Source organism: Streptomyces sp. NBC_01276 (assembly GCF_041435355.1).
GTDB lineage: Bacteria > Actinomycetota > Actinomycetes > Streptomycetales > Streptomycetaceae > Streptomyces.
The window spans coordinates 3460978-3484231 of the sequence record NZ_CP108442.1 but is presented as its reverse complement, the minus strand read 5'-3'; the positions used below and the strand labels follow the sequence as shown (position 1 = coordinate 3484231).

The following is a 23254-nucleotide window of genomic DNA, read 5'->3' as shown; positions in this document are numbered from 1 at the left end:
ATATCCGAACAAGCGGAACAAAGGACGGCATCGAATGAGCAACCGTGCGCTCCTGGAGGTGATCGCCCTCGACGCGGCGGACGCGGTCGCCGCGCAGGCCGGTGGGGCGGACCGACTCGAAGTGATCACCGATATGGCCGCCGACGGGCTCACGCCGTCGCGCGAGACCTTCGCGGCGATCCGCTCGGCGGTCGACATCCCGCTGCGCGTGATGCTCCGCAAGGCCGACGGGTTCGCGGCCGGCGATGTCTCCCGGCTGGTGGAGGCGGCGCGGGGGATGCGGGCGGAGGGGGCGACGGAGTTCGTCCTCGGGTTCCTGAACCCGGACGGCGGCCCGGACCTGGCGGCGGTCGAGGCGGTCGTGGCGGAGCTGGACGGCTGCCGCTGGACCTTCCACCGGGCCATCGACCGGGCCGCGGACCGCGACCAGCTGCGCAAGGCGCTCGCCGACCTGCCGGGGCTCGACACCTACCTGACGGCGGGGTCGGCGGCCGGGGTCTCGGAGGGGCTGCCCGTGCTGCTGGCGGAGGCCGCGCGGGCGGGTGAGCCGGGGTACGGGGCGCGGATCCTGGTCGGCGGGGGGCTGGGCCTCGCGCACGTGCCGGTGCTGCGGGAGGCGGGCGTCGACGCCTTCCACATCGGTGGCGCGGCGCGGCCGTCGGGCTGGGACCACCCGGTCTCGGCGGCGGCGGTGGCGCGGTGGCGGGAGGCGCTGGGCTAGCCCTTGCCCCACCCCACCCCGTCCCCGCCCCCGGCCGGGGCATCGCAGCCGACCCCAGCCCCGCCGGCGTTTGAGGCGCGGGGTCTGGGGCGGAGCCCCAGGGGCTTTCAGCTCAGGGACGGGGGGAGGGGGGCCGTGTGGAGGGCTGTGAGGCCTGAGACCGCTCGGGTGAGGCAGACGTAGAGGCGCCGCAGGCCGGTGCGTTCGTCCGGTTCGCCGGAGACGATGGCGGCGGGCTCGTCGAGGACGACGTAGTCGTACTCCAGGCCCTTGGCCAGCGAGGCCGGTACCAGCGTCAGCCGCGACTGCGCCGTCGTCTCCTCACCGGGAGACAGGTACGGCAGCCCCGCCGCCAGCAGGGCTTCCGCCAGTACGGGGATCCGCGCGTCCGCCGCGATCAGGCCGATGGAGCCCTCGTGCGCGAGGGAGTCCCGGCAGGCCGTCACCACGGCCGCCGTCAGGTCCGCGGTCTCGGAGACCACCAGGGACCCCGGGGTCTCGCGGACCGAGGACACCGGGGCCAGGCCCGGCGAGATCGACGGCAGCAGCCGCGACGCGTACGCGATCACCTCGCGCGGTACGCGGAAGCCCGCCGTGAGCTCCTCCACCGCCGCTTCCGGCTTGCCGAGATGGGTGAGGGCCTCGTCCCAGCTGCGGGTGGCCCACGGGGTGGTGCCCTGGGCGAGGTCGCCGAGGACGGTCGCGGAGCCGGTCGTGCAGCGGCGTCCGACGGCCCGGTACTGCATCGGGGACAGGTCCTGGGCCTCGTCGAGGACCACGTGGCCCAGGGAGTGGGTGCGTTCCACCAGGTCGGAGGCCTCGTCGATGAGGACGAGGTCCGCCGCCGACCACTTCGCCGACCGCACGCTGCGGAAGGGCTTCGGCCACAGCAGGAGCTTCTGTTCGTCCGCGGTGAGGATCCCGTCGGCGTGTGCGGCCAGGAACTCCGGGTCCGACAGGAGGCGCAGCACCAGCTTCGCCGGTTCCACCAGCGGCCAGACCGCCTTGACGGCCGCCTTCACCGCCGCGTTGCGGGCCACCGCGTCCTGCACCCGGTCGTCGGGGGCCTCGCCCGCCTGTTCCATGCGGACGAGGACCGCGTGGGCGATCCGCTGCGGGAGGGCGTCGCGGGCCGCCCCGTAGCGGATGTCGCGTTCCTGGAGTTCGGCGACGATCTCGGCGAGTTCGTACGCCGGGACGCGCCAGCGGCGCGAGCCGCGGACCACCATGAGGGGTTCGGCCGGCTCGGTGACGTGGGAGCGGACCGCACGGCGCAGGACCGTGGCCATCCGGGCGTCACCCTTGATCACGGCGGTTTCGGCCGTGTCGCCGCCGCGTACCTCCAGGCCCTCGCGGGCGACGAGGTCGTCGACGGTGGCCTGCTTGACCTCCAGTTCGCCCAGGGCCGGCAGGACCTGCTCGATGTAGTGGAGGAAGGAACGGTTCGGCCCGATGACGAGGGTGCCGGTGCGGGCCAGGCGGTCGCGGTGCGCGTAGAGGAGGTAGGCGACGCGGTGCAGGCCGACGGCGGTCTTTCCGGTGCCGGGGCCGCCCTGGACGCAGACCGAGCCGGACAGGCCGGAGCGGACGATTTCGTCCTGTTCGGGCTGGATCGTCGCGACGATGTCGCGCATGGGGCCGACGCGCGGGCGCTCGATCTCCTGCTGGAGGAGCTTGCTGACGGCGGCCGCTTCGGCCGGGTCGGACAGGTGCTCGTCCTCGTACGCGGTGAGCTCGCCGCCTGTGTAGCCGAAGCGGCGGCGCAGCGCGATGTCCTGCGGGTCCTTCTTGGAGGCGCGGTAGAAGGGCTGCGAGACGGGCGCGCGCCAGTCGATGACCATCGGGTCGCCGTCGGCGTCGTGGACGTGGCGGCGGCCGATGTAGAACTGTTCGCCCTCCGCGCCCTCGGCCAGGTCCGCGCCCGGGGCGTGCAGGTAGTCGAGGCGGCCGAAGAAGAGCGGGGTGTGGGTGAGGTCGGCGAGTGCCTTGATGCGGTCGTCGATCTGCGCCTGGAGGACGACGGCGTTGACCCAGTTCGCGGTGACGTCGCGGATGTCGAGGGCCTCCACGTCCTCGCGCATGGCGCGCAGGGCGGCGCGCGAGGCGCTCAGGTGGCCGCGTTCCCGGCCGAGCGGGTCGGCTGCGGCGTCGGGGGTGGTTTCAGGGGCGTGCGCGGACACGGGACTGCCTCCAGCTGTGCGGCAACAGAAGCCCGCCGGTTGCCGTCCGGCGGGTGGCTCTCCCCGGTACGGCGGCGGGAGGCGGCAAGAGCGGCGATTGTAGTCAGCGGGGCGGGCCGGCGCGAACGGATTACCGGGTCCGAGGTCCCGTGGGGGCAGGACCTCCGTACGGGTGTCATACGGGGGAGTGTCAGACCTCGGGGGTGACATCAGGGTTCGGCATGGGCCGTGAGGAGGACGCCGGGGCCCGTGCGGTTCCGCCCGCAGGGCGATGTGGAGCGGGAGGCGCAGGCGCACCATGGATACATGAGCACCGCAACCCTCACCCCACTTCAGGGCGGCCGTCCGAGCGGCGCCACCGCCACCTCCGAATCCCGGCACCGTCACCTGTTCGGCGACGTGCTGCGCGCCGCGAAGGTCTTCGCCACGACCGCCGTGAGCGTCGTCGTGCTGGGCGAGTACTCCGAGGACGCCGGCGTCATACGCCGCTGACCGGTCGGCCCGCGATGGCCTGATACCGGCGGCACCTCTGCGCTGATCCACTAGGGTCACGCGCGTGACCCGCAGCTCCGATTCCGTCCGCTCGCCGTCGCCCCTGGTCGGTGTGCTGGTCACGGGCTCGCTGCTCGCGCTGGGCGTGCTGTGCGTGGTCCTGCGCATCCCGACCGCCGACGCCCTGCTGTACGGCTTCTCCGGGGCCGAATGGCGTCCGCCCGCCGCTTATCCGCCGTTCGCGGCGATCCTGTTCACGCCCGCCGCCTGGCTGCCCGCCGGGGTGCTCAAGGCCGTGCTCGTCCTCGGGAACGGCTGCCTGCTCGCCCTGCTGGTCCTGCTCTCCTGCCGCCTCGCGGGCCTGCGGGCCCGGCCGGGCGCCGTCCTCGCCGCCACCATCGCCGGTCTGTGGCTGGAGCCGCTGTTCCAGAGCCCGCTGCCCGGCCAGATCAACCTGGCGCTCGCCTGCCTCGCGGTCTGGGACCTGGGCCGGCCGCGCGCCGCGCTCGGCAAGGGCTTCGCGCTGGGCACCGCCGCCGGGATCACCCTGACCCCGGCGGTCTTCATCCCGTACCTGCTGCTCACCGGCCGCGTCCGGGCGGGGCTGACCGCTCTGGCCGGCTTCGCCGGGACCGCGCTGCTCGGCCTGCTGGTCCTCCCGCAGGCCTCCGCCGACTTCTGGGCCCGCCACCTGTCGGCGGCCGGGCGGGCCCTGCTGCTGGACCGGCCGCACCTGTGGGTGTGGTGCGTACCGTTGCTCGCCGTCCTGACCGGGGCGGCCGCCCGACGGCGGCGGCCGGGGCGTACGCGCCCGCGGCCGCTCCCCGCGGGCGCGCTCCCCGGGCCGCGTTCACCCCTGGAGCGGGAGGTCAGTCACTCGCCAGCAGCTCGTCGGCGTCCATGATCCGGTAGGCGTAGCCCTGTTCGGCCAGGAACCGCTGGCGGTGCGCGGCGAAGTCCTGGTCGATCGTGTCGCGCGCGACGACCGAGTAGAACCGCGCCTCGTGCCCGTCCGCCTTCGGCCGCAGCACCCGGCCCAGGCGCTGTGCCTCCTCCTGGCGCGAGCCGAAGGTGCCGGACACCTGGATGGCGACGGTGGCCTCGGGCAGGTCGATGGAGAAGTTGGCGACCTTCGAGACGACCAGCACGCTGATCTCGCCCTCGCGGAACGCGTCGAAGAGCTTCTCGCGCTGCGCGTTGGAGGTCTCGCCCTTGATGACGGGCGCGTCCAGGTGCTCGCCCAGCTCGTCGAGCTGGTCGATGTACTGGCCGATGACCAGGGTCTGCTCGCCCTGGTGCTTGCGCACCAGCGCCTCGGTGACCTTGCGCTTCGTCGCGGTCGTCGCGCAGAAGCGGTACTTCTCCTCGGTCTCGGCGGTCGCGTACGCGAGCCGTTCCGACTCGGTGAGGTTGACGCGGACCTCCACGCAGTCGGCGGGCGCGATGTAGCCCTGCGCCTCGATCTCCTTCCAGGGCGCGTCGAACCGCTTCGGCCCGATGAGCGAGAACACGTCCGACTCGCGGCCGTCCTCCCGTACCAGGGTCGCGGTCAGACCGAGCCGGCGGCGGGCCTGGAGGTCCGCGGTGAACTTGAAGACGGGGGCGGGCAGCAGGTGCACCTCGTCGTAGAGGATCAGCCCCCAGTCCCGGGAGTCGAAGAGCTCCAGGTGGGGGTAGACGCCCTTCCGCTTGGTGGTGAGGACCTGGTACGTGGCGATGGTGACCGGGCGGATCTCCTTGCGGGTGCCGGAGTACTCGCCGATCTCCTCCTCCGTCAGCGAGGTCCGCTTGATCAGCTCGTGCTTCCACTGGCGCGCGGAGACCGTGTTGGTCACCAGGATCAGCGTCGTCGCCTTGGCCTTGGCCATGGCCCCCGCGCCGACCAGGGTCTTTCCGGCGCCGCAGGGAAGTACGACCACACCGGAGCCGCCGTGCCAGAAGCCCTCGACCGCCTGCTGCTGGTACGGGCGCAGCGCCCAGCCGTCCTCGACGAGGTCGATGGCGTGGGCCTCGCCGTCGACGTACCCGGCGAGGTCCTCGGCGGGCCAGCCCAGCTTCAGCAGGGTCTGCTTGATCTGCCCGCGCTCGGAGGGGTGCACGGCCACGGTGTCGGCGTCGATCCGGGCCCCGACCAGCGGGACGATCCGCTTGGACCGCAGGATCTCCTCCAGCACGGGCCGGTCGGTGCTGGTCAGGACCAGTCCGTGGACGGGGTGCTTGGAGAGGGTCAGGCGCCCGTAGCGGGCCATGGTCTCGGCGACGTCGACGAGCAGGGCGTGCGGGACGGGGTACCGGGAGAACTCGACGAGCGCGTCGACGACCTGCTCGGCGTCGTGCCCGGCGGCCCGCGCGTTCCACAGCCCGAGCGGGGTGATCCGGTAGGTGTGGATGTGCTCGGGCGCCCGCTCCAGCTCGGCGAAGGGCGCGATGGCCCGGCGCGCGGCACCGGCGAGCTCGTGGTCGACCTCCAGCAGGAGGGTTTTGTCGCTCTGGACGATGAGAGGCCCGTTCACAAACGCCCCTTTCCGGCGTGGGTGCCCGTCCGGACGAGGACGGGCAAACCTCCAGTCTGCCGTATCGCCGGGCGGGCGGGAGGGTTCTGCGCCGCGCGGACGGCCCGGCGCCCTTGCGGCGGCCGCCCGGCGCCCGCCCGGCGCCCTTGCGGCGGCCGCCCGGTGCCCGCCCGGTGCCCGCCCGGTGCCCGCCCGGCTCCGGGCGGGGAAAAGCGGTGCGCGGCCGGGGAGGCGGTGCGTACCGTCCGGGGCATGAGTGATGATCAGCGGGATTTCGTGCCGGACGGGTTCGTCGTGCCGGTGGGACTGGACGCGGGCGGGTTCCGGCTGGAGCCGCTCGGGGCGGAGCACAACGCGAGGGATCTGGCCGCCTGGACCGGCAGCATCGCGCACGTGCGGGCCACGCCCGGTTTCGTGGGGCGGGGGTGGCCGCCGGTGGAGGGCATGTCGGCCGCGGCCAACCTCGCGGACCTGGAGCGCCACGCACGGGAGTTCGCCGAGCGGCAGGCGTTCGCGTACAGCGTGCTGGAGGGGCCGGACGAGGTCATCGGGTGCCTCTACATCCATCCCGGCAAGGAGGACCCCGAGCGGGTGCGGGTCAGCTCCTGGGTGCGGGAGGACCGTGCGCACCTCGACGCCGAGGTGTACCGGACGGTGTCCCGCTGGCTCGCCGAGGCGTGGCCCTTCGACGCCGGGCGGGTCGACTACGCGCCCAGGTGAGGCAGCGGGCCCGCCGGGTACGGGGTTTCGACGGGCAGGAGGGCCCGGGCCGCGCCGGTGTCGCCGGTCCGGAGCAGTCCGTGGATCTCCCGGGCCAGCGGGGTGACGTCGCGGATGGAGACCGTCCACTCGTCGGCGTAGGCCCGCGAGAGGGGGCCCGACAGTCCGAGCTGGAGCGAGCGGTACGGCAGCGGGTTCAGGTGCGGGTCGCGTTCCGGGTCCCACTGGACCCGGGCCGACGTGCTGCGCACCGACTCCTTCCAGGCGTCGCGGTCCGCGTGCACGCCGGGGACGTAGTGCGAGAGGCAGGCGCCGGCGAGGGCCCGGTCGAAGCCCGCGCGGGTGATCTCGACGGCGAGCACGGTCTCCTGGTCGGTCTTCGTGGCCCAGCCGCAGCGGTACATCATCCACAGGAACGACGGTTTGATCCACGTCATCCGCTCGCGCTTCCAGGCGGGCGGGAAGCGGCCGTCGCGGGCCGCCGGGAGGCCCAGGGCGGGGGAGTAGGCCTGGTAGACCGTGATCGTGGTGTCGGTGTGGGCCGCGCGGATCCGGTGCGCGGGCTCGGCGGCCGGCGCGGGCGTGCCGGGCGTGCCGGGCGCGCCGCGTGTGCCCGGGGCGGCGGGAAGTGCGGACATGCCGTCAGACTGCCCTGCCCGCAGGCCCGTCGGCCAGCGGATTTCAGACCTGGTCCTCCGCCAGCTCCGCGACCCCCGTGATCCGGTGGAGGGCGTACGTGCGCACCTCGTCCGCCGTGTGGTCGTAACCGGTGACGAAGCCGCCCTCTACCCGCACCGGGGCGATGACCCGCTGGCTCGCGGCCCCCTCCGCGTTCACGTACCCGATCCACACCGCCGAACCGGTCAGCGCCGCCGCCTGCACCGTCGCCAGCGTCTCGGCCGAGCTCGTGCGCGGGAGTTCACCCGGGGCCGGCACGTCGGCGCCGCCCGCGGGGGCCGGTTCCTTGCGGACCGCCGTCGCCGCGAGGTCGCCCGCGCGGATCGCCCGTACCGCCGCGCCCAGCAGCGTGGCGTCCGGCACCGGCGGCCCGTCCGGGACCGGCACCGGCGCCGACCGCGCCGGGGTCCGGTGCGCGTCGGCCCGCGCCACCAGTACGTCGCCGGTACGGGACTCCGCGGCCGGGGCGTAGCCCATCGCCCGCAACCCCTCCAGCAGCGCACCCGGTTCGGCCTGGGCCGCCAGCACGGTCGGCGCGAGGCGGCGCAGCCCCATCCCGGCCGACCGCTTGTCGGCCAGGATCTCGCCCAGCACGGCGTCGTCGTCGCAGCGCACGTACGAGGAGGCCGCCCCGACCCGCAGGTGCCCGTGCCGCCGGGCCACGTCGTCGATCAGGTACGCCAGCGGCTGGGGCACCGGGGTCCGGCTGTGCTCGGTGAGGAAGGCGTGCAGGTCCACGGCGGTGTGCCCGGCGTCCAGGGCCCGGCGCACCGACCCGGGCGTGAAGCGGTACACCGTCGCCCCGCCCTTGGACTCGACGTCGGCCAGGACCGCCAGGGTGTCGCCGAGCGGCCGTCTCAGCGGCCCCGGCGCGACCGCCGTCAGGTCGGCCTGGAGCAGGACGTGGTCCACCGGCTCCGGCAGCAGCGGGGACAGCAGCGGTGCCGGGTCGAGGCGGCGCAGCAGGGCCCGCCCGAAGGCACTGAGCGCGCCCCGGCCGGTGACGCCCAGGACCTCCGCCTCGGTCAGGGTCCAGTGCGCGAGCCTGGCCCGCAGGTCGCTCGCCCCGCGCACGGGCCGCTCCCACGCGAGCCGGTCCAGGAGCGCGTCCGGGTCGGGGGAGCCGCCCTCGGGCAGGTCGGCCAGCAGGTCCAGGACCCGGTGGCGGACCTCGGGCGCGGCGGAGCGGTCCAGGTCGGGGCCGAGCGCGGACAGGGTGCGGCCCTTGGCGTCCTGCTCGCCGACCAGCCCGGCCGTACGGGTGGCGGGCAGCCAGGCCGAGGCCAGCGCCGACCACCGTTCGGCGGGCGGCAGCTCGCACCAGTCGTCGAAGGCGGGGGTGGGCGCGTAGCGCTCGTCGGCCTCGCCGTCGCCGGCCAGCAGCCCGGCCGCGTAGGCCAGTTCCACCCAGAACGCCGCCGACGCCTCGGTGGTGTCCAGCGTGGACGCCGCCCGCTTGAGGTCGCGCACGGCGAGCCCGCCCGCCCGCAGCACCAGCGGCCCGGCGTGCTCCCAGGACTTCACCAGCTCCTCGACGGTCCCCAGCGCGGCCAGTGCCTGCCCGGCGGCGTTCGCGTCCACAAGCTGTGGACGGTGTTCCCGGTGCGCGCCGACCTCCGGGGCCAGCGGCGCCGTCCGCCGGTGCGCGAGCCCGCCGCGCAGGTGCAGCGCCACCTCGCGGGGCAGCACCACCGTCCGGGCCGTCGCGGGCAGCAGCAGCCCCCGGTCGCGCAGCCAGCGCACCGGCGGCGTCGGATTCGGGGTCACCTCCCCGTACGGCGGCCCCCACACGAGCCGCTCCAGCACCTGGTGGGCCTCGGCCGGGGCCTCGTCCAGCAGCGCCGACATCCGCACGGGGTCGGTGAACAGCCCGGTCAGGGCCGTCACCGCCGACACCGGGTCATGGGTGGCGGGCAGCCCCGCCGCCGCGACGATCTCCTGGATCCGGGTCGGCGACATCCCGGCGGTGGCCTCGGCGACGGTGGGCCCCAGCCCGGTCGGCGAGGGCCGCTGCGCGGACGGGGCCAGCAACTCGCGGGCGGTGCGGACCAGACGCAGCCGCTCCTCGTCGCCCCACACCAGGGCCTGGTCGCGCAAGGTGCCCAGCGCCCGGGGGAGGGCGGCGCGGGCGGCCTCGTCCTCGCCGCCGGTCAGCAGCGACTCCAGCACCGGGTACGGGCACGGGTCGGGCGCCACCGCGAGGGCCTCGGCCGTCTGCAGCGCGAACCGGTCCAGCCGGTCCAGGGCCCGCACCACCGACGCGCGGGTGCCGGCCCGGGTGGCCAGCTGGGTGACGTCGCCGGGCACCGGGTTCAGCAGGTCCGGGCGTGCGTGCAGCAGGGCGGCGAGCGCCACGTCGTCGCGGGCGCGCAGCGCCTCGGCGAGGGAGCGCGGGGGGTTCGCCGTAGCACTGCCGGTGCTTGCCTCGGGCACGGTGGTCGCCTCCTGGTCACGTCGGCCGGTCGTCGGCCGGTCCCCATCCGGTCAACGGTATCCGCTGTGCCGTCGGCTGCTCCATGGACGCACGCGCTACCTTCCTGTCAGGCGGGACGTGAGGAGCCGGGGCGTGGGGATCGAGAGCGACCATCTGGTCTACGAATATCTGAGCCGGGTCGGGGACTTGGCGCAGCGCAGGCAGCTGTCGTCGGGCGACCGGATGAGGCTGGTGTCGGGGCTGCGGGACGAGATCGACCGTCGGCGCGCCAAGTACGAACCGGAGACGCCGGCGGCCGTGCGGCGGATCCTGGAGCGGATCGGCACGCCGGAGGAGGTCCTGGACACCCTGGGCGAACTGACCCGCCCCGCCCGCCCGCCCGCCCCGGCGGCGGCCCCCTCGGCCCCCTCGGCGCCGTCGGTCCCCGCGGTCCCGGTGCAGCGCGGCGGCGGACTGTGGCGCAAGCCGGCCCCGACGCCTCCGAAGGAGCCGCAGAACGTCCCGCCCCACCTCGCCGGACTCGACGAACTCGGCCCCGCCGACGGCGTCGAGCCCGACTGGTGGAGTTTCGCCCCGGGCGCGTCGGGGGCGGGGCCGCAGGTGGAGGGCTTCGCGGGCGGCATCGAGATCCCGGACCTCTTCAGGAAGCCGGAGAAGGAGCCGGAGAAGGGGGCGGAAGAGGAGCCGCCGGCCCCCGGGACGGCCCCCGCGCCGGAGGGCTCCCCGGGCCGTCGGCTCGTGCGGTTCCTGCGGGAGCGGAACGAGCGGCGGAAGGCGGCGGCCGGGCCGGAGGAGGCCCCCGCCCCGGCGGCGGCCCGCCGGCGCCCGCACGTCTTCCTGCTGCTGGCGGCCCTGCTGCTCGTCGCCGGGACGATCACCGCGTACTGGCCCCTGCTCGGAGCCGGCGTGCTGCTGGCCTACGCCTCCCGCGTCCTCGGCCCCGCCGAGCGCAAGTGGGTCGTCCTCGGGCTGCCCGCGGCCGTCTTCACGGCCGGGATGCTGTGGGTGTGGGGCCGCGCCGCCGGCAACTGGGGCGAGCAGCTGCCGCGCGAGCAGATGGGCGCCGCCTTCCGCGACCTGTGGCCCGCCCTGGCCCGTACGGCGGGCATCACCACGGCCGCCTACCTGGCCTGGCGCTCCCGCCGCCGCTAGGCCCTGTCCGCACAGTGGCGCCCGGCCGTCCCGTCCGGATCGGTCCGGGCCATCCCCCCCCGGACCGTCCGGGCAGTGCCCTCCGCGCCTCCCGGACCGTCCGGGCAGTCCCGTCGGGGCCTTCCGGACCGTCCGGGTGGTCCCTGCCGTCGAGACGGTCCTACGCGCCGTTGGAGACTGCCTGGAGGAATCACCAAGCGCCGAGCTGACATTTCGCTAAATTTCACCGCCCGGCAAGAAGCGAATCAATGTAGGTTCCCTGGACTTTGCCGGGCCTCTGCAAAATGGGAACCATGACTTCCACCCCCCCAGAGCCCACCGTCCCCGCGCAGCTGACCGTCGGGTTCGACCTCGACATGACGCTCATCGACTCCCGGCCCGGCATCAAGGCCGCCTACCAGGCCCTTTCCGCCGCCACCGGCAGGTTCATCGACGCCGACCAGGCGATCACGCGCCTCGGCCCGCCGCTGGAGGAGGAACTCGCGTACTGGTTCACCCCCGAGGAGATCCCGGAGATGACCGACCGGTACCGGCAGATGTACCCCTCGCACGCCATCGAGCCGACCCCGGCCATGCCCGGCGCCCGCGAGGCGATCAAGGCCGTCCAGGCGCTCGGCGGCCGCGCGATCGTCGTCACCGCCAAGAACACCCCGAACGCCATCCACCACCTGGAACACCTCGGCATCGAACCCGATGCCGTCATCGGCTGGCTGTGGGCCGAGGCCAAGGCGGGCGCCCTGCGCGAGCACGGAGCCCAGATCTACGTGGGCGACCACGTCGGCGACGTCCGCGGCGCCCGCACCGCGGGAGCGCTCTCAGTGGCGGTTCCCACGGGCCCCTGTCCCGAAGCCGAACTGCGCGCCGCCGGCGCCGACGTGGTGCTGCCCGACCTCACCGCGCTGCCGCAGTGGCTCGCCGAGTACGTCGCCACCCGCGAGGTCTGAGCACCGTACGCGCCGTCAGGCGGCCTGGGACGCCCGGGCCGCCTTGCGCTGCGCGGCGGCGGAACGCAGCACGCCCGCAGCGGAGACGGCGAACCCGACGCCCATGAGCATGCAGACGGCCCACGCGTACGAGGGGAACGGATCGGTGCCGAGGAACAGCGGGGCCATCGTCACGAGGGTCGCCACGGCGCCGACGGCGAACACGATGCCGCCGGCCTTGACGAGGCCGTCGCCGGGCCGCGCGTCGTCGGGATGAGGAGTAACAGTCACCCCACCAGGGTAGTTCCCTGGCCGAAGCCGTGAAGCGGGAAGGACCGGGGAACGTCTTGTCACCCGTTTCCGGACCACTAGCCTGGAGGGGGCGGGTCGAAGGACCCGCTGCACTGCTATCCGGAGCCGTTCATCCCGGCCCACCGGACCCGACGAGCACAAGGACAGAGGACGGACGTGCCTACCGGCAAGGTCAAGTGGTTCAACAGCGAGAAGGGCTTCGGCTTTCTCTCCCGCGACGACGGCGGCGATGTCTTCGTCCACTCGTCGGTGCTTCCCGACGGGGTCGAGGCCCTCAAGCCCGGGCAGCGCGTCGAGTTCGGAGTCGTCGCAGGACAGCGCGGTGACCAGGCACTTTCGGTGACGGTCCTGGATCCGGCACCCTCGGTCGCGGCCGCCCAGCGCCGCAAGCCCGACGAGCTCGCCTCGATCGTGCAGGACCTCACGACCCTGCTGGAGAACATCACCCCGATGCTGGAGCGCGGTCGCTACCCCGACAAGGTGCACGGCACGAAGATCGCCGGCCTGCTCCGCGCGGTGGCCGACCAGCTCGACGTCTGATCCCGTCGCGTCCGCGCGTGCCCCGCCGCTCCCCGGAGCCGCGGGGCACGCGCGCGTCCGGCGCCGGCCGTGCCGTTGCGCTACGGGAAGCGCAGCGCGTCGGGCCCGATGGCCGGAACCAGCCCCTCGGCGGCGGCCCTGGTCAGCAGCCCGCGGACCGCCGCGTACCCGGCTTCGCCCAGGTCGGCGGTGAACTCGTTGACGTACAGGCCGATGTGCTGGTCGGCGACCTTCGGGTCCAGCTCCTGCGCGTGCGCGCGGACGTACGGCCGTGACGCCTCCGGGTCCTCCCACGCCATCCGCACCGACGCCCGCGCCGACCCGGCCAGCGCGCGCAGCGTCTCGGCGCCCAGGGAGCGCTTGGCGATGATCGCGCCGAGCGGGATCGGCAGACCGGTCGTGGACTCCCAGTGCTCGCCCATGTCGGCCAGGCAGTGCAGCCCGTAGTCCTGGTAGGTGAACCGGGCCTCGTGGATGACCAGCCCGGCGTCCACCCGCCCGTCGCGCACCGCCGGCATGATCTCGTGGAACGGCAGCACGACCACCTCGCCGACCCCCGCGGGCAGCACGTCCGCCGCCCACAGCCGGAACAGCATGTACGCCGTCGAGCGCTCGCTCGGCACCGCGACGGTCTTCCCGCCCAGGTCCAGGCCCGGCTCGCGCGTCAGCACCAGCGGTCCGCAGCCCCGGCCCAGGGCGCCGCCGCAGGGGAGCAGCGCGTACTCCTCCAGCACCCAGGGGAGCACCGCGTAGGACACCTTCAGCACGTCCAGCTCGCCGCGCTCGGCCATGCCGTTGGTGATGTCGATGTCGGCGAAGGTCACGTCGAGGGCGGGCGCGCCCGGGACCCGGCCGTGCGCCCAGGCGTCGAAGACGAAGGTGTCGTTCGGGCAGGGCGAGTAGGCGATCGCGATCGGCTCAACGGTGCTCATGGCGTTCTCCCCAGGAGACGAGTACGGGGCCCAGCGCGCGGAATCCGGCGGCGAGCGCGCCCAGCGCGTCCCCGATCCGCCAGGCGTCCCGGTCGCGCGGCCCGACGGCGTTGGACACGGCGCGGACCTCCAGCACGGGCAGCCCGTACGCGGCGGCGGCCTCCGCCACCCCGAACCCCTCCATGGCCTCGGCCCCGGCCATCGGGTGGCGGGCCGCCAGCTCGGCGGCGCGGGAGGCGCTGCCGGTGACGGTGGACACGGTCAGCACGGGCGCGAGCAGAGCCCCGGCGGCCTCGGCGGCCCGGGCGGCGAGTTCGGCGGGCGGCAGGTGCACGCTCCGGCCGAAGCCGAGCGCGTCGACGGGGACGAAACCGTCGGGGGTGCCGGCCCCCAGGTCGGCGGCGACGATCGCGTCGGCGACCACGAGGGAGCCGAGCGGGGCGGCGGGCACGAACCCGCCGCCGATGCCGGCGGAGATGACGAGGGAGTAGTCGGCCAGCGCGAGCGCGGTGGCCGTGGCGGCCGCGGCCGCGGCCGGGCCGACACCGCCGACGAGCACGTCGACGGCGGCGCCGGGCAGGTCACGGCGGGTGATGAGGTACCCGCCGCGCAGCCGGCGCGGCTCGGGGGTGACCGGGTCCGGATGAGGGGTCAGACCGGTGGCCACGGAGTCGGCCTCCGCGGCCACCGCGGTCACGACGAGCGCGCGCACGGCGGTCCCGGCTTACTTCAGCTTGAGCTTGAAGGACCAGACGGCGAGCGGCTTGCCGTCCTCGCCGACCTGGACGAAACCGAGCATCTTCGAGGCCGGCGCCTCGCCCTGGCCGCCGGTCGCGAAGACGTCGGCGCCCTGGAAGCTGCGGTAGGTGTTGCCGGACGGCTCCGTGATCGGCTGCCCGTCGAGGACCGCCTGCCACTTCTTGCCGTCCTCGACGACGGCGGGCTCGACGCCCAGGCGCAGCGTGTCGCCACGGCCGTACTCGATGGTCTTGGCGTTCTTGACGCCGGTGAGGCACTCCTGGACCTTGTCCATGGAGAGGTCCTTGCCGTCGCCGCGGCACTCGGACTCGGCGGACACCGACGAGCTGCCGACGGTCACCGTCGCGAGCGGCGTCGGCTTGTCGCAGGCGGACAGGAGGAGGAGGCCGGCAGAGACGGCTCCGAGGGCCGCGACGCTGCGGCGGGCCCTACCCGGGAAAAGCGGTGCGGTCATGAGCCGAAGGCTATCGGGCCACCGGCCCGCGCCGCCGCACGGGGGGTCTTCGGCCACGCCGCGGCCCTGGCCGGGCGGTACGGGACCACGCGCGCGCAGCCGCCCCGACCCCCTCGGGGCCCTGGCCGGGCCCCCGCACCGGCGCGTTCGTGTGCGGCGCCGGATCGGGGGGCCGGCCCCCGGGCCCCGCGCCCCACACGACGGCGTGGCCGGGTTCCGCCGGGCGGCGGGCGCTACGCCACGCGGGTGCGGGCGGAGCCCGGACGGTGCGGGCGCGGGGTCGCCAGGAGGCCGCGGAAGGCCATGACCGTGCCCGCGGCCACCATCGTGGCGGCGACCGCCATCCCCAGCACCCCGTTCAGCGGCAGCACGATCCCGATCCCGCCGCCCAGTACCCACGCCACCTGCAGCGCCGTCTCCGACCGCGCGAACGCCGACGTCCGCACCGCCTCCGGCACGTCCCGCTGGATCATCGCGTCCAGCGACAGCTTCGCCAGCGCCTGGCAGAACCCCGCCGTCCCGGCGAGCACCGCCATGAGCAGCCCGCTGAACAGCACCGCCGCCAGCACCGCCACCGTGAGCGTCACCGCCAGCACCGCCGCGATGATGGCCTCCGGGGCCCGGGCCCGCAGCCACGCGCCCACGGCCGTCCCCGCCGCGTTGCCCACTCCCGCCGACACGCCGACGATCCCGAGCGACACCGCCGCGCTCTGCCCCGCCAGGGGGTGCTCGCGCAGCAGGAACGCCAGGAAGAAGATCAAGAACCCCGACAGGGCGCGCATCGCCGCGTTCGCCAGCAGCCCGCACAGCACCGGCCGGCTGACCGTCCGCAGCCCCGGACGCTTCGAGTGCGCCTCGTGGGTGGACAGCCGTGCCCGCCGCTCCCCCTTCGCCTCGTCCACCTTGTGCGGCAGCTGGAACGCCGCGAACGTCCCCCACACGAAGATCGCGCAGGCCCCGTACAGCGGCCACGGCGGTCCGATCGCGTGCAGCCCGGCCGCCACCGGCGCGGCGGCGCCCGTCGCGAGCAGGCCGGCGAGCGTGACCCGGGAGTTCGCCTTGACGAGTGAGAACTTCGGCGGCAGCAGCCGCGGCACCACGGCGCTGCGCACGACCCCGTACGCCTTCGACGCGACGAGCACCCCCAGCGCCGCCGGGTACAGCTCCAGGCCGCCGGTGGCCACCGCGCCGGACATCATCACCGCCAGCAGGGCCCGCGCCAGCATCGCGCACGCCATCGCCGCGCGCCGCCCGTGCGGCAGCCGGTCCAGCAGCGGCCCGATCACGGGGGCCAGCAGGGTGAAAGGGGCCATGGTGATGGCCAGGTACAGGGCCACCCGGCCGCGCGCCTCGTCCGTGGGAACGGAGAAGAACACCGTGGAAGCCAGCGCGACGGTGATCATCACATCGCCGGCGCCATTGATGGCGTGCAGTTCGATCAGCCGGCCGAGGCCCGATTCACCCGCCCCGTGGGCGTGCGTGGCGCGCCGGATTCCGCGCGCCGTACCGGTGATGGGGAGGTGCAGGGCACGCCCGACGGCCCGGCCGGCCCGTCTGGCCGGTCCCGAGCCGTCGACGGACGACCGTACGGGTGCCACGTGGCCATAGTGCCCCACTCGGCCCTCCCGGGGCCGCCCCGGCGCGTCGCGGGCCACCGGGATGTCCGCGAATCGGACCTCGCATGTGGGCCGAAGGCTTCGGAGGAGGTAGCGTGCGTAGCGCGCCACCGGCGGTTGCTCTTGGCCGCGCGCCTCTTCGCGATCCCGCAGAATGGATCGCAGTGGGGTGCGCCCGAGGCCGATCGGGCGCGGACGTCGACGCGGCCCTCTGGTCCGCTCCGCCCGCGCTACGTACGGACGAGACCGACGGGTCGTTGTGGACGACAGTACGGACGGCGCACTCGTGAGACGGCGTAGGAGAGAACGAGACCTGTGAGTGCTGCGACGACGACGCGAAGCCGTACCCCGCGTACCCCTGACCGCCTGTGCGTCGAGGCGGTAGAACTCGCCCGCGCGGCGGCCGAGGAGGCCGCCTTCCCCGGCGTGGTGGGCGAGCACGTCTCCGCCGTCGCGGAGGGCGACCGGGTCGTCACGCACTTCTTCGAGTGCAAGGAACCGGGCTACCGCGGCTGGCGCTGGGCCGTCACCGTGACCCGCGCCTCCCGCGCGAAGAACGTCACCCTCAACGAAACGGTGCTGCTGCCCGGCGAGGACGCCCTGCAGGCACCCGAGTGGGTGCCGTGGAGCGAGCGGCTGCGGCCGGGGGACATGGGCCCCGGCGACCTGCTCCCCACGGACGCGGACGACCTGCGGCTGGAGCCGGGCTACTCGGGTGAGGACGCCCCGCCGCCGAACGCGGTGGTCTCCACCGAGATGGCCGAACTGGTCGAGGCCGAGGACGCCGACGTCACCGACCGGGTGGTCGTCCCCGCGCGCGGCTCCATCACGGCCGTCGCCGAGGAACTGGGCATGCGGCGGGCACGGGTGCTCTCGCGGTACGGGCTGCACAGCGCGGCCGACCGCTGGGACGAGTCCTTCGGCGCGAAGACCCCGATGGCGCAGGCGGCGCCCGCGTCGTGCGTCTCCTGCGGCTTCCTCGTCGCGATCGGCGGGTCGCTGGGCCAGGCCTTCGGGATCTGCGCGAACGAGTTCGGACCGGCCGACGGCCGGCTGGTGTCCCTCTCCTACGGGTGCGGGGGCCATTCGGAGGCCGCCGTCATGCCGAAGCCGCTCCGGCCGGCGCCGCCGGTGCTCGACTCGATGGCGACGGACGAGTTCCCGCTGCGGCCCGCCGCGGGGACCGGCTCGGTCCCGGAGGCCGACCTCCCGTCCGCCGACCTCGGCCACTCCTGACCCGTCCCCCGGACCCGTTCCCCGCGTACGCTCGGGGAATGGGGGAGACGGACGCTGACATGGTGGGGATGACCGGCCGGGTGACCGGGACCGTCGGGCCGGGCCTGGTCGGAGAGGTCATCGTGCGGATCCGGGGCGGGGCCGAGCACTTCCTCGCCCATCCGGCCCCGGGCGAGGGCCTGCTGACGGTCGGAACCCTCGTGACGGTCGTCGAGCACCTTCCGCCGCGCACGGTGTACGTGATGGCCGCCTATCCGGTCGGCTGAGCGCGGTACAGCTCCCGCGCGCGGGCGGTGTCGACGGGGCCGTCCAGCGACAGGAAGTGCTCCAGCTGCCAGGCCTGCGTACGCTCCGCCTGCCGGCTGGTGGTGGTCACCCACGGCGGGTAGACCCGGAAGGCCCGCTTGCCCCCGGCGCCGTCCACCGAGACGACGCCCCGGCGGCGGAGCACGCCGAGGGGCAGGACGAACTGGCCGAAGCCTTCGCCGTCCCGGCTGCTGACGACGAAGAGGTCGACCGGGTCCGACACGTCGAAGGGCGCGATGGGTCCTCCGCCCGGGGCCCTCTTCCAGACGGTGACGAACTGGCCCGCCTTGGTGGGCGTCGTCCTGGCCGACCGGAAGCGGACGGCGAGGCCGTCCAGGGTGAACGCGCACGCGTCGTACGCGGCGCTCTCGGCCTCGGGGACCGGCGGCGAGCAGTCGAACCCGCAGGGAACGTAGACGCGCTCACGCGCTGCGAGCAGGTCGGCAGGGGGCCGGGAAGGGTGCGCCGTCATCCGTCCACCCTGTCATGTCCACCGGCCGGTCCGGTCCGCGGCACCCGTGCGTATCAAGATGGCGACAAGAATGATCCCGCCACTTCTCCGGCGGCCCCACCAGGCGCAGACTCGCCCTCGTCGGTGTCGAACGGCACCGCGATAAGGGGGCGTTGCCGATGGCTATCGGCGTCGTGGCGGGAATCGTACTCGCCGCAATCATTGCCTTGATCGGCCTGTTCAAGCTCATGTGGCGGGTGGCCGAACCGAACGAGGCGCTCGTCATCTCCGGCTCCACGCACAAGACCGAGGGCATCGGCGAGGGCATGGGCTTCCGGATCGTCACCGGGCGCGGAACGCTGGTGCTGCCCGGGGTGCAGGCGGTCCGCAAACTCTCGCTGGATCTGAACGAGACCCAGCTGAACGTGGACTGCGTCACCCACCAGGGCATCCCCCTGCGGGTGAAGGGCGTCGTGATCTTCAAGATCGGCGACGACATGGTGTCCATCGCCAATGCCGCGCGCCGGTTCCTGGACCAGCAGAAGATGATGCCGGAGCGGGTGCACATCGTCTTCGCGGGCCATCTGCGCTCCATCGTCGGCGGCCTGACGGTCGAGGACATGATCCGTGACCGCGAGAAGCTGACCGGGCAGACGCGGGCGGCCTGCGGGACCGAGATGGAGAAGCTGGGTCTGATCGTGGACTCGCTGCAGATCCACGAGATCGAGGACCCGACCGGCTACATCAAGAACCTGGCCATGCCGCACGCGGCCGCTGTGCAGCGGGACGCGCGCATCGCGCAGGCCGAGGCGAACCGGCTGGCGACCGAGGCCGAGCAGACGGCCTTCGCGCGGATGGCGGAGGCCACCCGCGACAGCGAGATCCTCCAGGCCGGCTACCAGGCCGAGCGGGACAAGGCCGCGGCCACCGCCCGCCAGGCGGGCCCGCTGTCGGAGGCCGCGGCCAAGCAGGAGGTCGTCGTCCAGGAGACCCGGGTGGCGGAGCTGGAGGCGCACCGGCGCGAGCAGCAGCTCCAGGCCGACGTGCGCAAGCCCGCGGACGCGGCGGCGTACCAGACGAGGACCCTCGCCGAGGCGGAGCGCGACGCCCGCATCTCGGCGGCGCAGGCCAAGGCGAAGGAGACGGAGCTGGCGGCGGCCGCCGAGGCGACCCGGGTGCGGACGGCCGCGTCCGCCGAGGCCCAGGCCACCGAGGCGCGCGGGCTCGCGGCGGCGACGGCGACGCGGGCGAGCGGTGAGGCGGAGGCGGCGGCCACCCAGGCCAAGGGCCTCGCGGCGGCCGAGTCGGCGCGGGCGAACGGCCTGGCGGCGGCGGAGGCGGCGAAGGCGAAGGGCCTCGCCGAGGCCGAGGCGATCAAGGCGCGGGCCGCCGCGCTGGCGGAGAACCAGGAGGCGGTGGTCGCGCAGCAGCTCGCCGAGAACTGGCCGGCGATCGTCGAGGCGGGCGCGGGAGCGTTCGGGAACGTCGAGCACATGGTGCTGCTCAACGGGGCCGAGGGGATGTCCGAGATGTTCGCGAAGGCCCTCACGATGGGCGGCGCGGGCCTGGGCATGGCCCGGCAGATGCTGGCCTCGATGGCCCAGCCGTCGCCGGAGCCCCGGCAGGCGCCGGAAGCCCCGCAAGCCCCTGCCGTCACCCCCGTGAACGGCAAGGGCCCGCACCAGCAGATCCCGATCGACGACCGGGCCTGAACCCGGCCCGGCCCGGGGCCGCGATGCCCGGGGCCCCTGGGGCCCGGCGGGCGGCACCTGCCGGGTTGCCCCGGCGGTGGCCGGAAATCGAGCTTAGGGCGTGGCCGGGCACCGGCCCGTGCGCTGCGCGCAAGGATCGTTGACCTTGCGCGCAACGCCCCCTGCCCGATCAGCCGCTGGCCCCGTCACGGCAGCCGTCCGGCCGGGCCGGTCCGGCGTAGTTCCGACGGGCTGGTCCCGTAGGCCTGCCGGAACGCCCGGCTGAAGACGGCCGCGCTGGTGAACCCCCAGCGGGCGGCGATCGCGTGGACGGGCCGCCCGGCCAGCGCGGGCCGCAGCAGGTCGGCGCGGCAGCCCGCCAGCCGGCGGCGCCGGATGGAGGCGGCGACCCCCTCCGGCCGCCCCTGGAAGAGCAGGTGCAGGCGGCGCAGCGAGATGTGGTGGCGGGCGGCGACCATCCCGGGGGTGAGCTCCGGGTCGCCGAGGTTGCGCTCGATGAAGGCGTCGATCTGCCGCAGCAGCACCTCCTCGCGGGCCTCGGCGGGGAGGTCGTCGTGCACGTCGAGGCGTTCGGCGAGGCAGGCCGCCGCGAGCCCCAGGGCGGCGGTGCCCAGGTGGGCCAGCTCCCGTTCCCCGCAGCCTTCCGCGTGGGCGTCGACCGAGCCGAGGAACCGGGCCAGGACCGCGCCCGTGCCCCGGCCGGCCGGGATCCGCTGGGCGAGCAGCCGGTCCACCCGGTCGGGGCGCAGCGGCAGCGCGGTGCGGGGGATCTGCAGGACGACGGCGCGGACCAGGGCGTCGTCCTCGCCGGGGGCGCCCGCCTCGTAGGGGTGGGAGGTGTCCCACAGCACCAGGTCTCCGTCGACCGGCCCCGAGTCGGCCCGGTGCCGGTCGACCCACATGGGGCCGCCGGTGACCAGGGCCAGCTGGTACTGCCCGGGGTCGCCCCGGCGGATGTGGCCCGGGGTGCGGCGCGAGCGCAGCGGGGCGTAGTGGAAGGTGGAGACCCGGACGGGGCCCAGGTCCAGAACGGCGGCGTCGGCGCGGAAACCGCCGGGGTCCACGCAGCGGATCGCGGTCGGCGCGAGGGAGCGCGCCACGACGTCCGTGAACCGGTCGAACCTGTCCCGCGGCGCCACGGCGGCCGAGGACATCGCCGCTCTCATTTCCGGTACCCCTCCCACCACGTCACGGCGGCCATGGACATGACCAGTCCCGTTCCGTGGGCAGGGACGCGGCCCGACTCCCGCCGGTTCCCCTCGTGTTCAGCTGCCGGACCGCCGCCTGAACAGCCGCTTTCCCCCGACGGCCAGGGCCGTTGCCGCCGCCAGCACGAGCACGCCCTTGCCGTAGCCGCCGCCCCGGCCGGCCGGCCCGCCGTCCGCCCGGTCCCCGTTCCCGCCGCCCGCCGCACCGGAGGGGGCCGGACCGGAGGCGGAGGGACCGCCCCCGGCGGCCGGTCCGGGCGGGACCACCGCAACGGCCACCACCCTGCTGTTCGCACCCTCCGCCCCGAACATCAGCGTCTTCCCGTCCGGGGTGTACGTCACCGACTCCGCCTGCCCCTGCCACGGCGCGTCCACCCGCTCGCCCCCGCCCTCGGGCCGGCCGTCCTTCCACGGGTAGGTACGGGCCGTGAAGTAGCCGCGCAGCGTCAGCCGCCCGCCGTCCGGCGAGAACGCCCCGTCCGTCACCCACGGCACGTCCGCGACCCGCCGGAAGACGTTGGGACCGTCCGCCGACAGCCGCTCCGGACCCTCGTACAGGCCGCCCCGCTGCTCGTTCTTGCTGGCGATGTACGCCCGGCCCGTCACCGGATGCACCATCAGGGCCTCCGCGTTGCGCGGCCCGTCGGCGTAGGTCACCGTGAACTGCTCGGCCTTGACGGTGGTGTCGCGCAGCTCCTTCGGCTCCGGGAAGCGGTAGATCCACACGTGGTCCCAGGTGCCGTCCCGGTTGTCCCCGATGTCCCCGACGTACAACTGCCCGTCGGGGCCGAGCGAGATGGCCTCGACGTCACGGGGGGTCCCGATGCCGCTCATCGTCACCCGGGCCACGGTCCGGCCCGTCGCCGAGTCCACCGCGTACACGTACGGGCCGTCGTCGCTGTCGTTGTGCGTCCAGTAGACGCCGGGGTGGATCCGGCTCGCCGCCAGTCCGCTCGACTCCGTGATCCGCGGATCGGTGATGGTGAACCCGGACGCGCCGGGCCGGTCGTCCGCCGGGGCCGCCACGGCCGGGGCGGCGGTCCCCGCCAGCAGGGCCGCGCACAGCAGGGCGGCCGCAACGGCGGGGACGGAGGGAAGGGCGGTCCGTACGGGCAACAGGCGCATTCCCCCAGCCTGCCAGCCCGTCCGGCGTGTCCGGCATCACAGGAATACCTGTCGCGTGATCCGCGATGATGACCGGATGCGTTTCATGTTCGTCGGCGACTCCATGACCATCGGACGCGCCGGCGACTACACCTGGCGCTACCGGATGTGGCAGCACCTGGCCGCCACCCTGGACGGCCCCTTCGAGATCGTCGGCCCGCGCACCGCGCTCTACGACGCCGCCACCGGCGCGGGCACCAGCCACGCCTACGCCGCCCCCGGCTTCCCCGCCGACGCCCGCCGCCACCTCGCCGGCTGGGGCGAGGGCTGGCAGCACATGGCCCCGCTCATCGGCCCCGCCGCCCACGAGGGCCGCGCCGACGTCCTGCTCGTCTCCCTCGGCCTGATCGACCTCGGTTTCTACACCAAGGCCGAGCAGACCGCGGCCAACGTGCGCCTCTTCGTCGACGCGGCGCGCCGGGCGCGCCCCGGGATCCGCATGGTGTTCCTGCCCGTCATCCCGAACGTCCGCGCCCAGGAGGACCCGCCCTTCGCGGCGGAGGTCACCCGGTTCAACGAACTGCTCGCCAAGGCGGTCGCCGACCTCACGACCGACGCCTCGCCGGTCCTGCTGGCCGCGCGCCCGCAGGCGTACGAGATCGCCCACGACACCTACGACGGCACCCACCCCAACGCCTCCGGAGAACACCGCCTGGCGGGCGAGTTCGCGGCCGTCCTGCACCAGGCCTGGGGCATCGGCGGCCCCTACCGCCCCGCCCGCGAGCCGTAACACGCCGACACCGGCGGGGTC

23 protein-coding genes are annotated in these 23254 nt (G+C 74.7%); 11 read left to right on the top strand and 12 right to left on the bottom strand.

From position 1 onward, the window contains the following. Positions 1-34 precede the first annotated feature (34 nt). Positions 35-721: a copper homeostasis protein CutC gene (locus tag OG295_RS15215; protein ID WP_371677379.1), complete on the top strand. Its 687-nt coding sequence runs from the start codon at positions 35-37 to the stop codon at positions 719-721. A gap of 107 nt (positions 722-828) precedes the next feature. Here the strand turns inward: OG295_RS15215 and OG295_RS15210 are convergent, their stop codons facing one another. Then, positions 829-2802 carry an AAA family ATPase gene (locus tag OG295_RS15210; RefSeq protein WP_371681199.1) on the bottom strand — a complete coding sequence of 658 codons (1974 nt, stop codon included), beginning with the start codon at positions 2800-2802 and terminating at the stop codon, positions 829-831. 405 nt (positions 2803-3207) lie between these two features. Here OG295_RS15210 and OG295_RS15205 point away from each other — a divergent pair, with 405 nt between their 5' ends. Together OG295_RS15205 and OG295_RS15200 are read left to right on the top strand one after the other, a co-directional pair. Beyond that, positions 3208-3393, top strand: a complete 186-nt coding sequence (locus OG295_RS15205; RefSeq protein ID WP_371677378.1) for a hypothetical protein — start codon at positions 3208-3210, stop codon at positions 3391-3393. Positions 3394-3457: 64 nt separating this feature from the next. Then, entirely contained in the window at positions 3458-4297 is an 840-nt protein-coding gene (locus OG295_RS15200; protein WP_371677377.1) for a glycosyltransferase family 87 protein, read from the top strand. Here the strand turns inward: OG295_RS15200 and OG295_RS15195 are convergent. Next, positions 4263-5906 carry a DNA repair helicase XPB gene (locus tag OG295_RS15195; protein WP_356212795.1) on the bottom strand — a complete coding sequence of 548 codons (1644 nt, stop codon included), beginning with the start codon at positions 5904-5906 and terminating at the stop codon, positions 4263-4265. The genes OG295_RS15200 and OG295_RS15195 overlap by 35 nt on opposite strands. A 252-nt stretch (positions 5907-6158) precedes the next feature. Here OG295_RS15195 and OG295_RS15190 point away from each other — a divergent pair, with 252 nt between their 5' ends. Continuing rightward, positions 6159-6626, top strand: a complete 468-nt coding sequence (locus OG295_RS15190) for an N-acetyltransferase (RefSeq protein WP_371677376.1) — start codon at positions 6159-6161, stop codon at positions 6624-6626. Here the strand turns inward: OG295_RS15190 and OG295_RS15185 are convergent. Together OG295_RS15185 and OG295_RS15180 are read right to left on the bottom strand one after the other, a co-directional pair. Continuing rightward, positions 6611-7264 carry a DUF4291 domain-containing protein gene (locus tag OG295_RS15185; protein ID WP_371677375.1) on the bottom strand — a complete coding sequence of 218 codons (654 nt, stop codon included), beginning with the start codon at positions 7262-7264 and terminating at the stop codon, positions 6611-6613. The two genes, OG295_RS15190 and OG295_RS15185, sit on opposite strands and share 16 nt — an antisense overlap. Before the next feature lie 43 nt (positions 7265-7307). Beyond that, positions 7308-9737: a helicase C-terminal domain-containing protein gene (locus OG295_RS15180; RefSeq protein ID WP_371677374.1), complete on the bottom strand. Its 2430-nt coding sequence runs from the start codon at positions 9735-9737 to the stop codon at positions 7308-7310. Positions 9738-9870: 133 nt separating this feature from the next. Here OG295_RS15180 and OG295_RS15175 point away from each other — a divergent pair, with 133 nt between their 5' ends. Both OG295_RS15175 and OG295_RS15170 read left to right on the top strand, forming a co-directional pair. Then, positions 9871-10890, top strand: a complete 1020-nt coding sequence (locus tag OG295_RS15175; protein WP_371677373.1) for a hypothetical protein — start codon at positions 9871-9873, stop codon at positions 10888-10890. Between the two features lie 284 nt (positions 10891-11174). Then, a complete protein-coding gene (locus tag OG295_RS15170; protein WP_371677372.1) occupies positions 11175-11834 on the top strand; it encodes an HAD family hydrolase in 660 nt (219 codons plus the stop codon). 15 nt (positions 11835-11849) lie between these two features. On the opposite strand, the gene OG295_RS15165 is transcribed toward OG295_RS15170, so the two are convergent. Continuing rightward, positions 11850-12104 carry a hypothetical protein gene (locus OG295_RS15165; RefSeq protein WP_371677371.1) on the bottom strand — a complete coding sequence of 85 codons (255 nt, stop codon included), beginning with the start codon at positions 12102-12104 and terminating at the stop codon, positions 11850-11852. A gap of 177 nt (positions 12105-12281) precedes the next feature. Here OG295_RS15165 and OG295_RS15160 point away from each other — a divergent pair, with 177 nt between their 5' ends. Then, positions 12282-12665 (top strand): cold-shock protein, encoded by a 384-nt coding sequence (locus tag OG295_RS15160; protein WP_356212774.1) that lies wholly within the window; start codon positions 12282-12284, stop codon positions 12663-12665. A gap of 80 nt (positions 12666-12745) precedes the next feature. Here the strand turns inward: OG295_RS15160 and OG295_RS15155 are convergent, their stop codons facing one another. The 4 genes from OG295_RS15155 to OG295_RS15140 all read right to left on the bottom strand — a co-directional run bounded on the left by OG295_RS15155 (position 12746) and on the right by OG295_RS15140 (position 16426). Beyond that, entirely contained in the window at positions 12746-13597 is an 852-nt protein-coding gene (locus OG295_RS15155) for a 1,4-dihydroxy-6-naphthoate synthase (RefSeq protein ID WP_371677370.1), read from the bottom strand. Next, on the bottom strand, positions 13584-14309 hold the full coding sequence (locus OG295_RS15150) for a futalosine hydrolase (RefSeq protein ID WP_371677369.1): 726 nt from the start codon (positions 14307-14309) through the stop codon (positions 13584-13586). The genes OG295_RS15155 and OG295_RS15150 overlap by 14 nt, the downstream gene beginning before the upstream one ends. Before the next feature lie 12 nt (positions 14310-14321). After that, entirely contained in the window at positions 14322-14810 is a 489-nt protein-coding gene (locus OG295_RS15145; protein WP_371677368.1) for a DUF2771 domain-containing protein, read from the bottom strand. A gap of 233 nt (positions 14811-15043) precedes the next feature. Beyond that, the gene (locus tag OG295_RS15140; RefSeq protein WP_371677367.1) at positions 15044-16426 is read right to left on the bottom strand and encodes an MFS transporter; all 1383 of its coding nucleotides are present in this window, start codon (positions 16424-16426) and stop codon (positions 15044-15046) included. A gap of 315 nt (positions 16427-16741) precedes the next feature. On the opposite strand from OG295_RS15140, the gene OG295_RS15135 reads away from it, so the two are divergent. Beyond that, positions 16742-17662 (top strand): DUF3027 domain-containing protein, encoded by a 921-nt coding sequence (locus OG295_RS15135; protein WP_371677366.1) that lies wholly within the window; start codon positions 16742-16744, stop codon positions 17660-17662. A gap of 38 nt (positions 17663-17700) precedes the next feature. After that, positions 17701-17928, top strand: a complete 228-nt coding sequence (locus OG295_RS15130) for a hypothetical protein (RefSeq protein WP_371677365.1) — start codon at positions 17701-17703, stop codon at positions 17926-17928. Here the strand turns inward: OG295_RS15130 and OG295_RS15125 are convergent. Next, on the bottom strand, positions 17913-18440 hold the full coding sequence (locus OG295_RS15125) for a MepB family protein (protein ID WP_371677364.1): 528 nt from the start codon (positions 18438-18440) through the stop codon (positions 17913-17915). The two genes, OG295_RS15130 and OG295_RS15125, sit on opposite strands and share 16 nt — an antisense overlap. Positions 18441-18598: 158 nt before the next feature. Between OG295_RS15125 and OG295_RS15120 the strand changes: the two genes are divergently transcribed. Continuing rightward, on the top strand, positions 18599-20131 hold the full coding sequence (locus OG295_RS15120) for a flotillin family protein (protein ID WP_266840772.1): 1533 nt from the start codon (positions 18599-18601) through the stop codon (positions 20129-20131). Positions 20132-20316: 185 nt separating this feature from the next. On the opposite strand, the gene OG295_RS15115 is transcribed toward OG295_RS15120, so the two are convergent. Both OG295_RS15115 and OG295_RS15110 read right to left on the bottom strand, forming a co-directional pair. Then, complete coding sequence (locus OG295_RS15115) at positions 20317-21285, bottom strand: helix-turn-helix domain-containing protein (RefSeq protein WP_371677363.1); 969 nt, start codon at positions 21283-21285, stop codon at positions 20317-20319. Between the two features lie 111 nt (positions 21286-21396). Beyond that, positions 21397-22464 carry a WD40 repeat domain-containing protein gene (locus OG295_RS15110; protein WP_371677362.1) on the bottom strand — a complete coding sequence of 356 codons (1068 nt, stop codon included), beginning with the start codon at positions 22462-22464 and terminating at the stop codon, positions 21397-21399. A gap of 76 nt (positions 22465-22540) precedes the next feature. Here OG295_RS15110 and OG295_RS15105 point away from each other — a divergent pair, with 76 nt between their 5' ends. Then, on the top strand, positions 22541-23233 hold the full coding sequence (locus tag OG295_RS15105; RefSeq protein WP_371677361.1) for a GDSL-type esterase/lipase family protein: 693 nt from the start codon (positions 22541-22543) through the stop codon (positions 23231-23233). Positions 23234-23254: the final 21 nt, after the last annotated feature.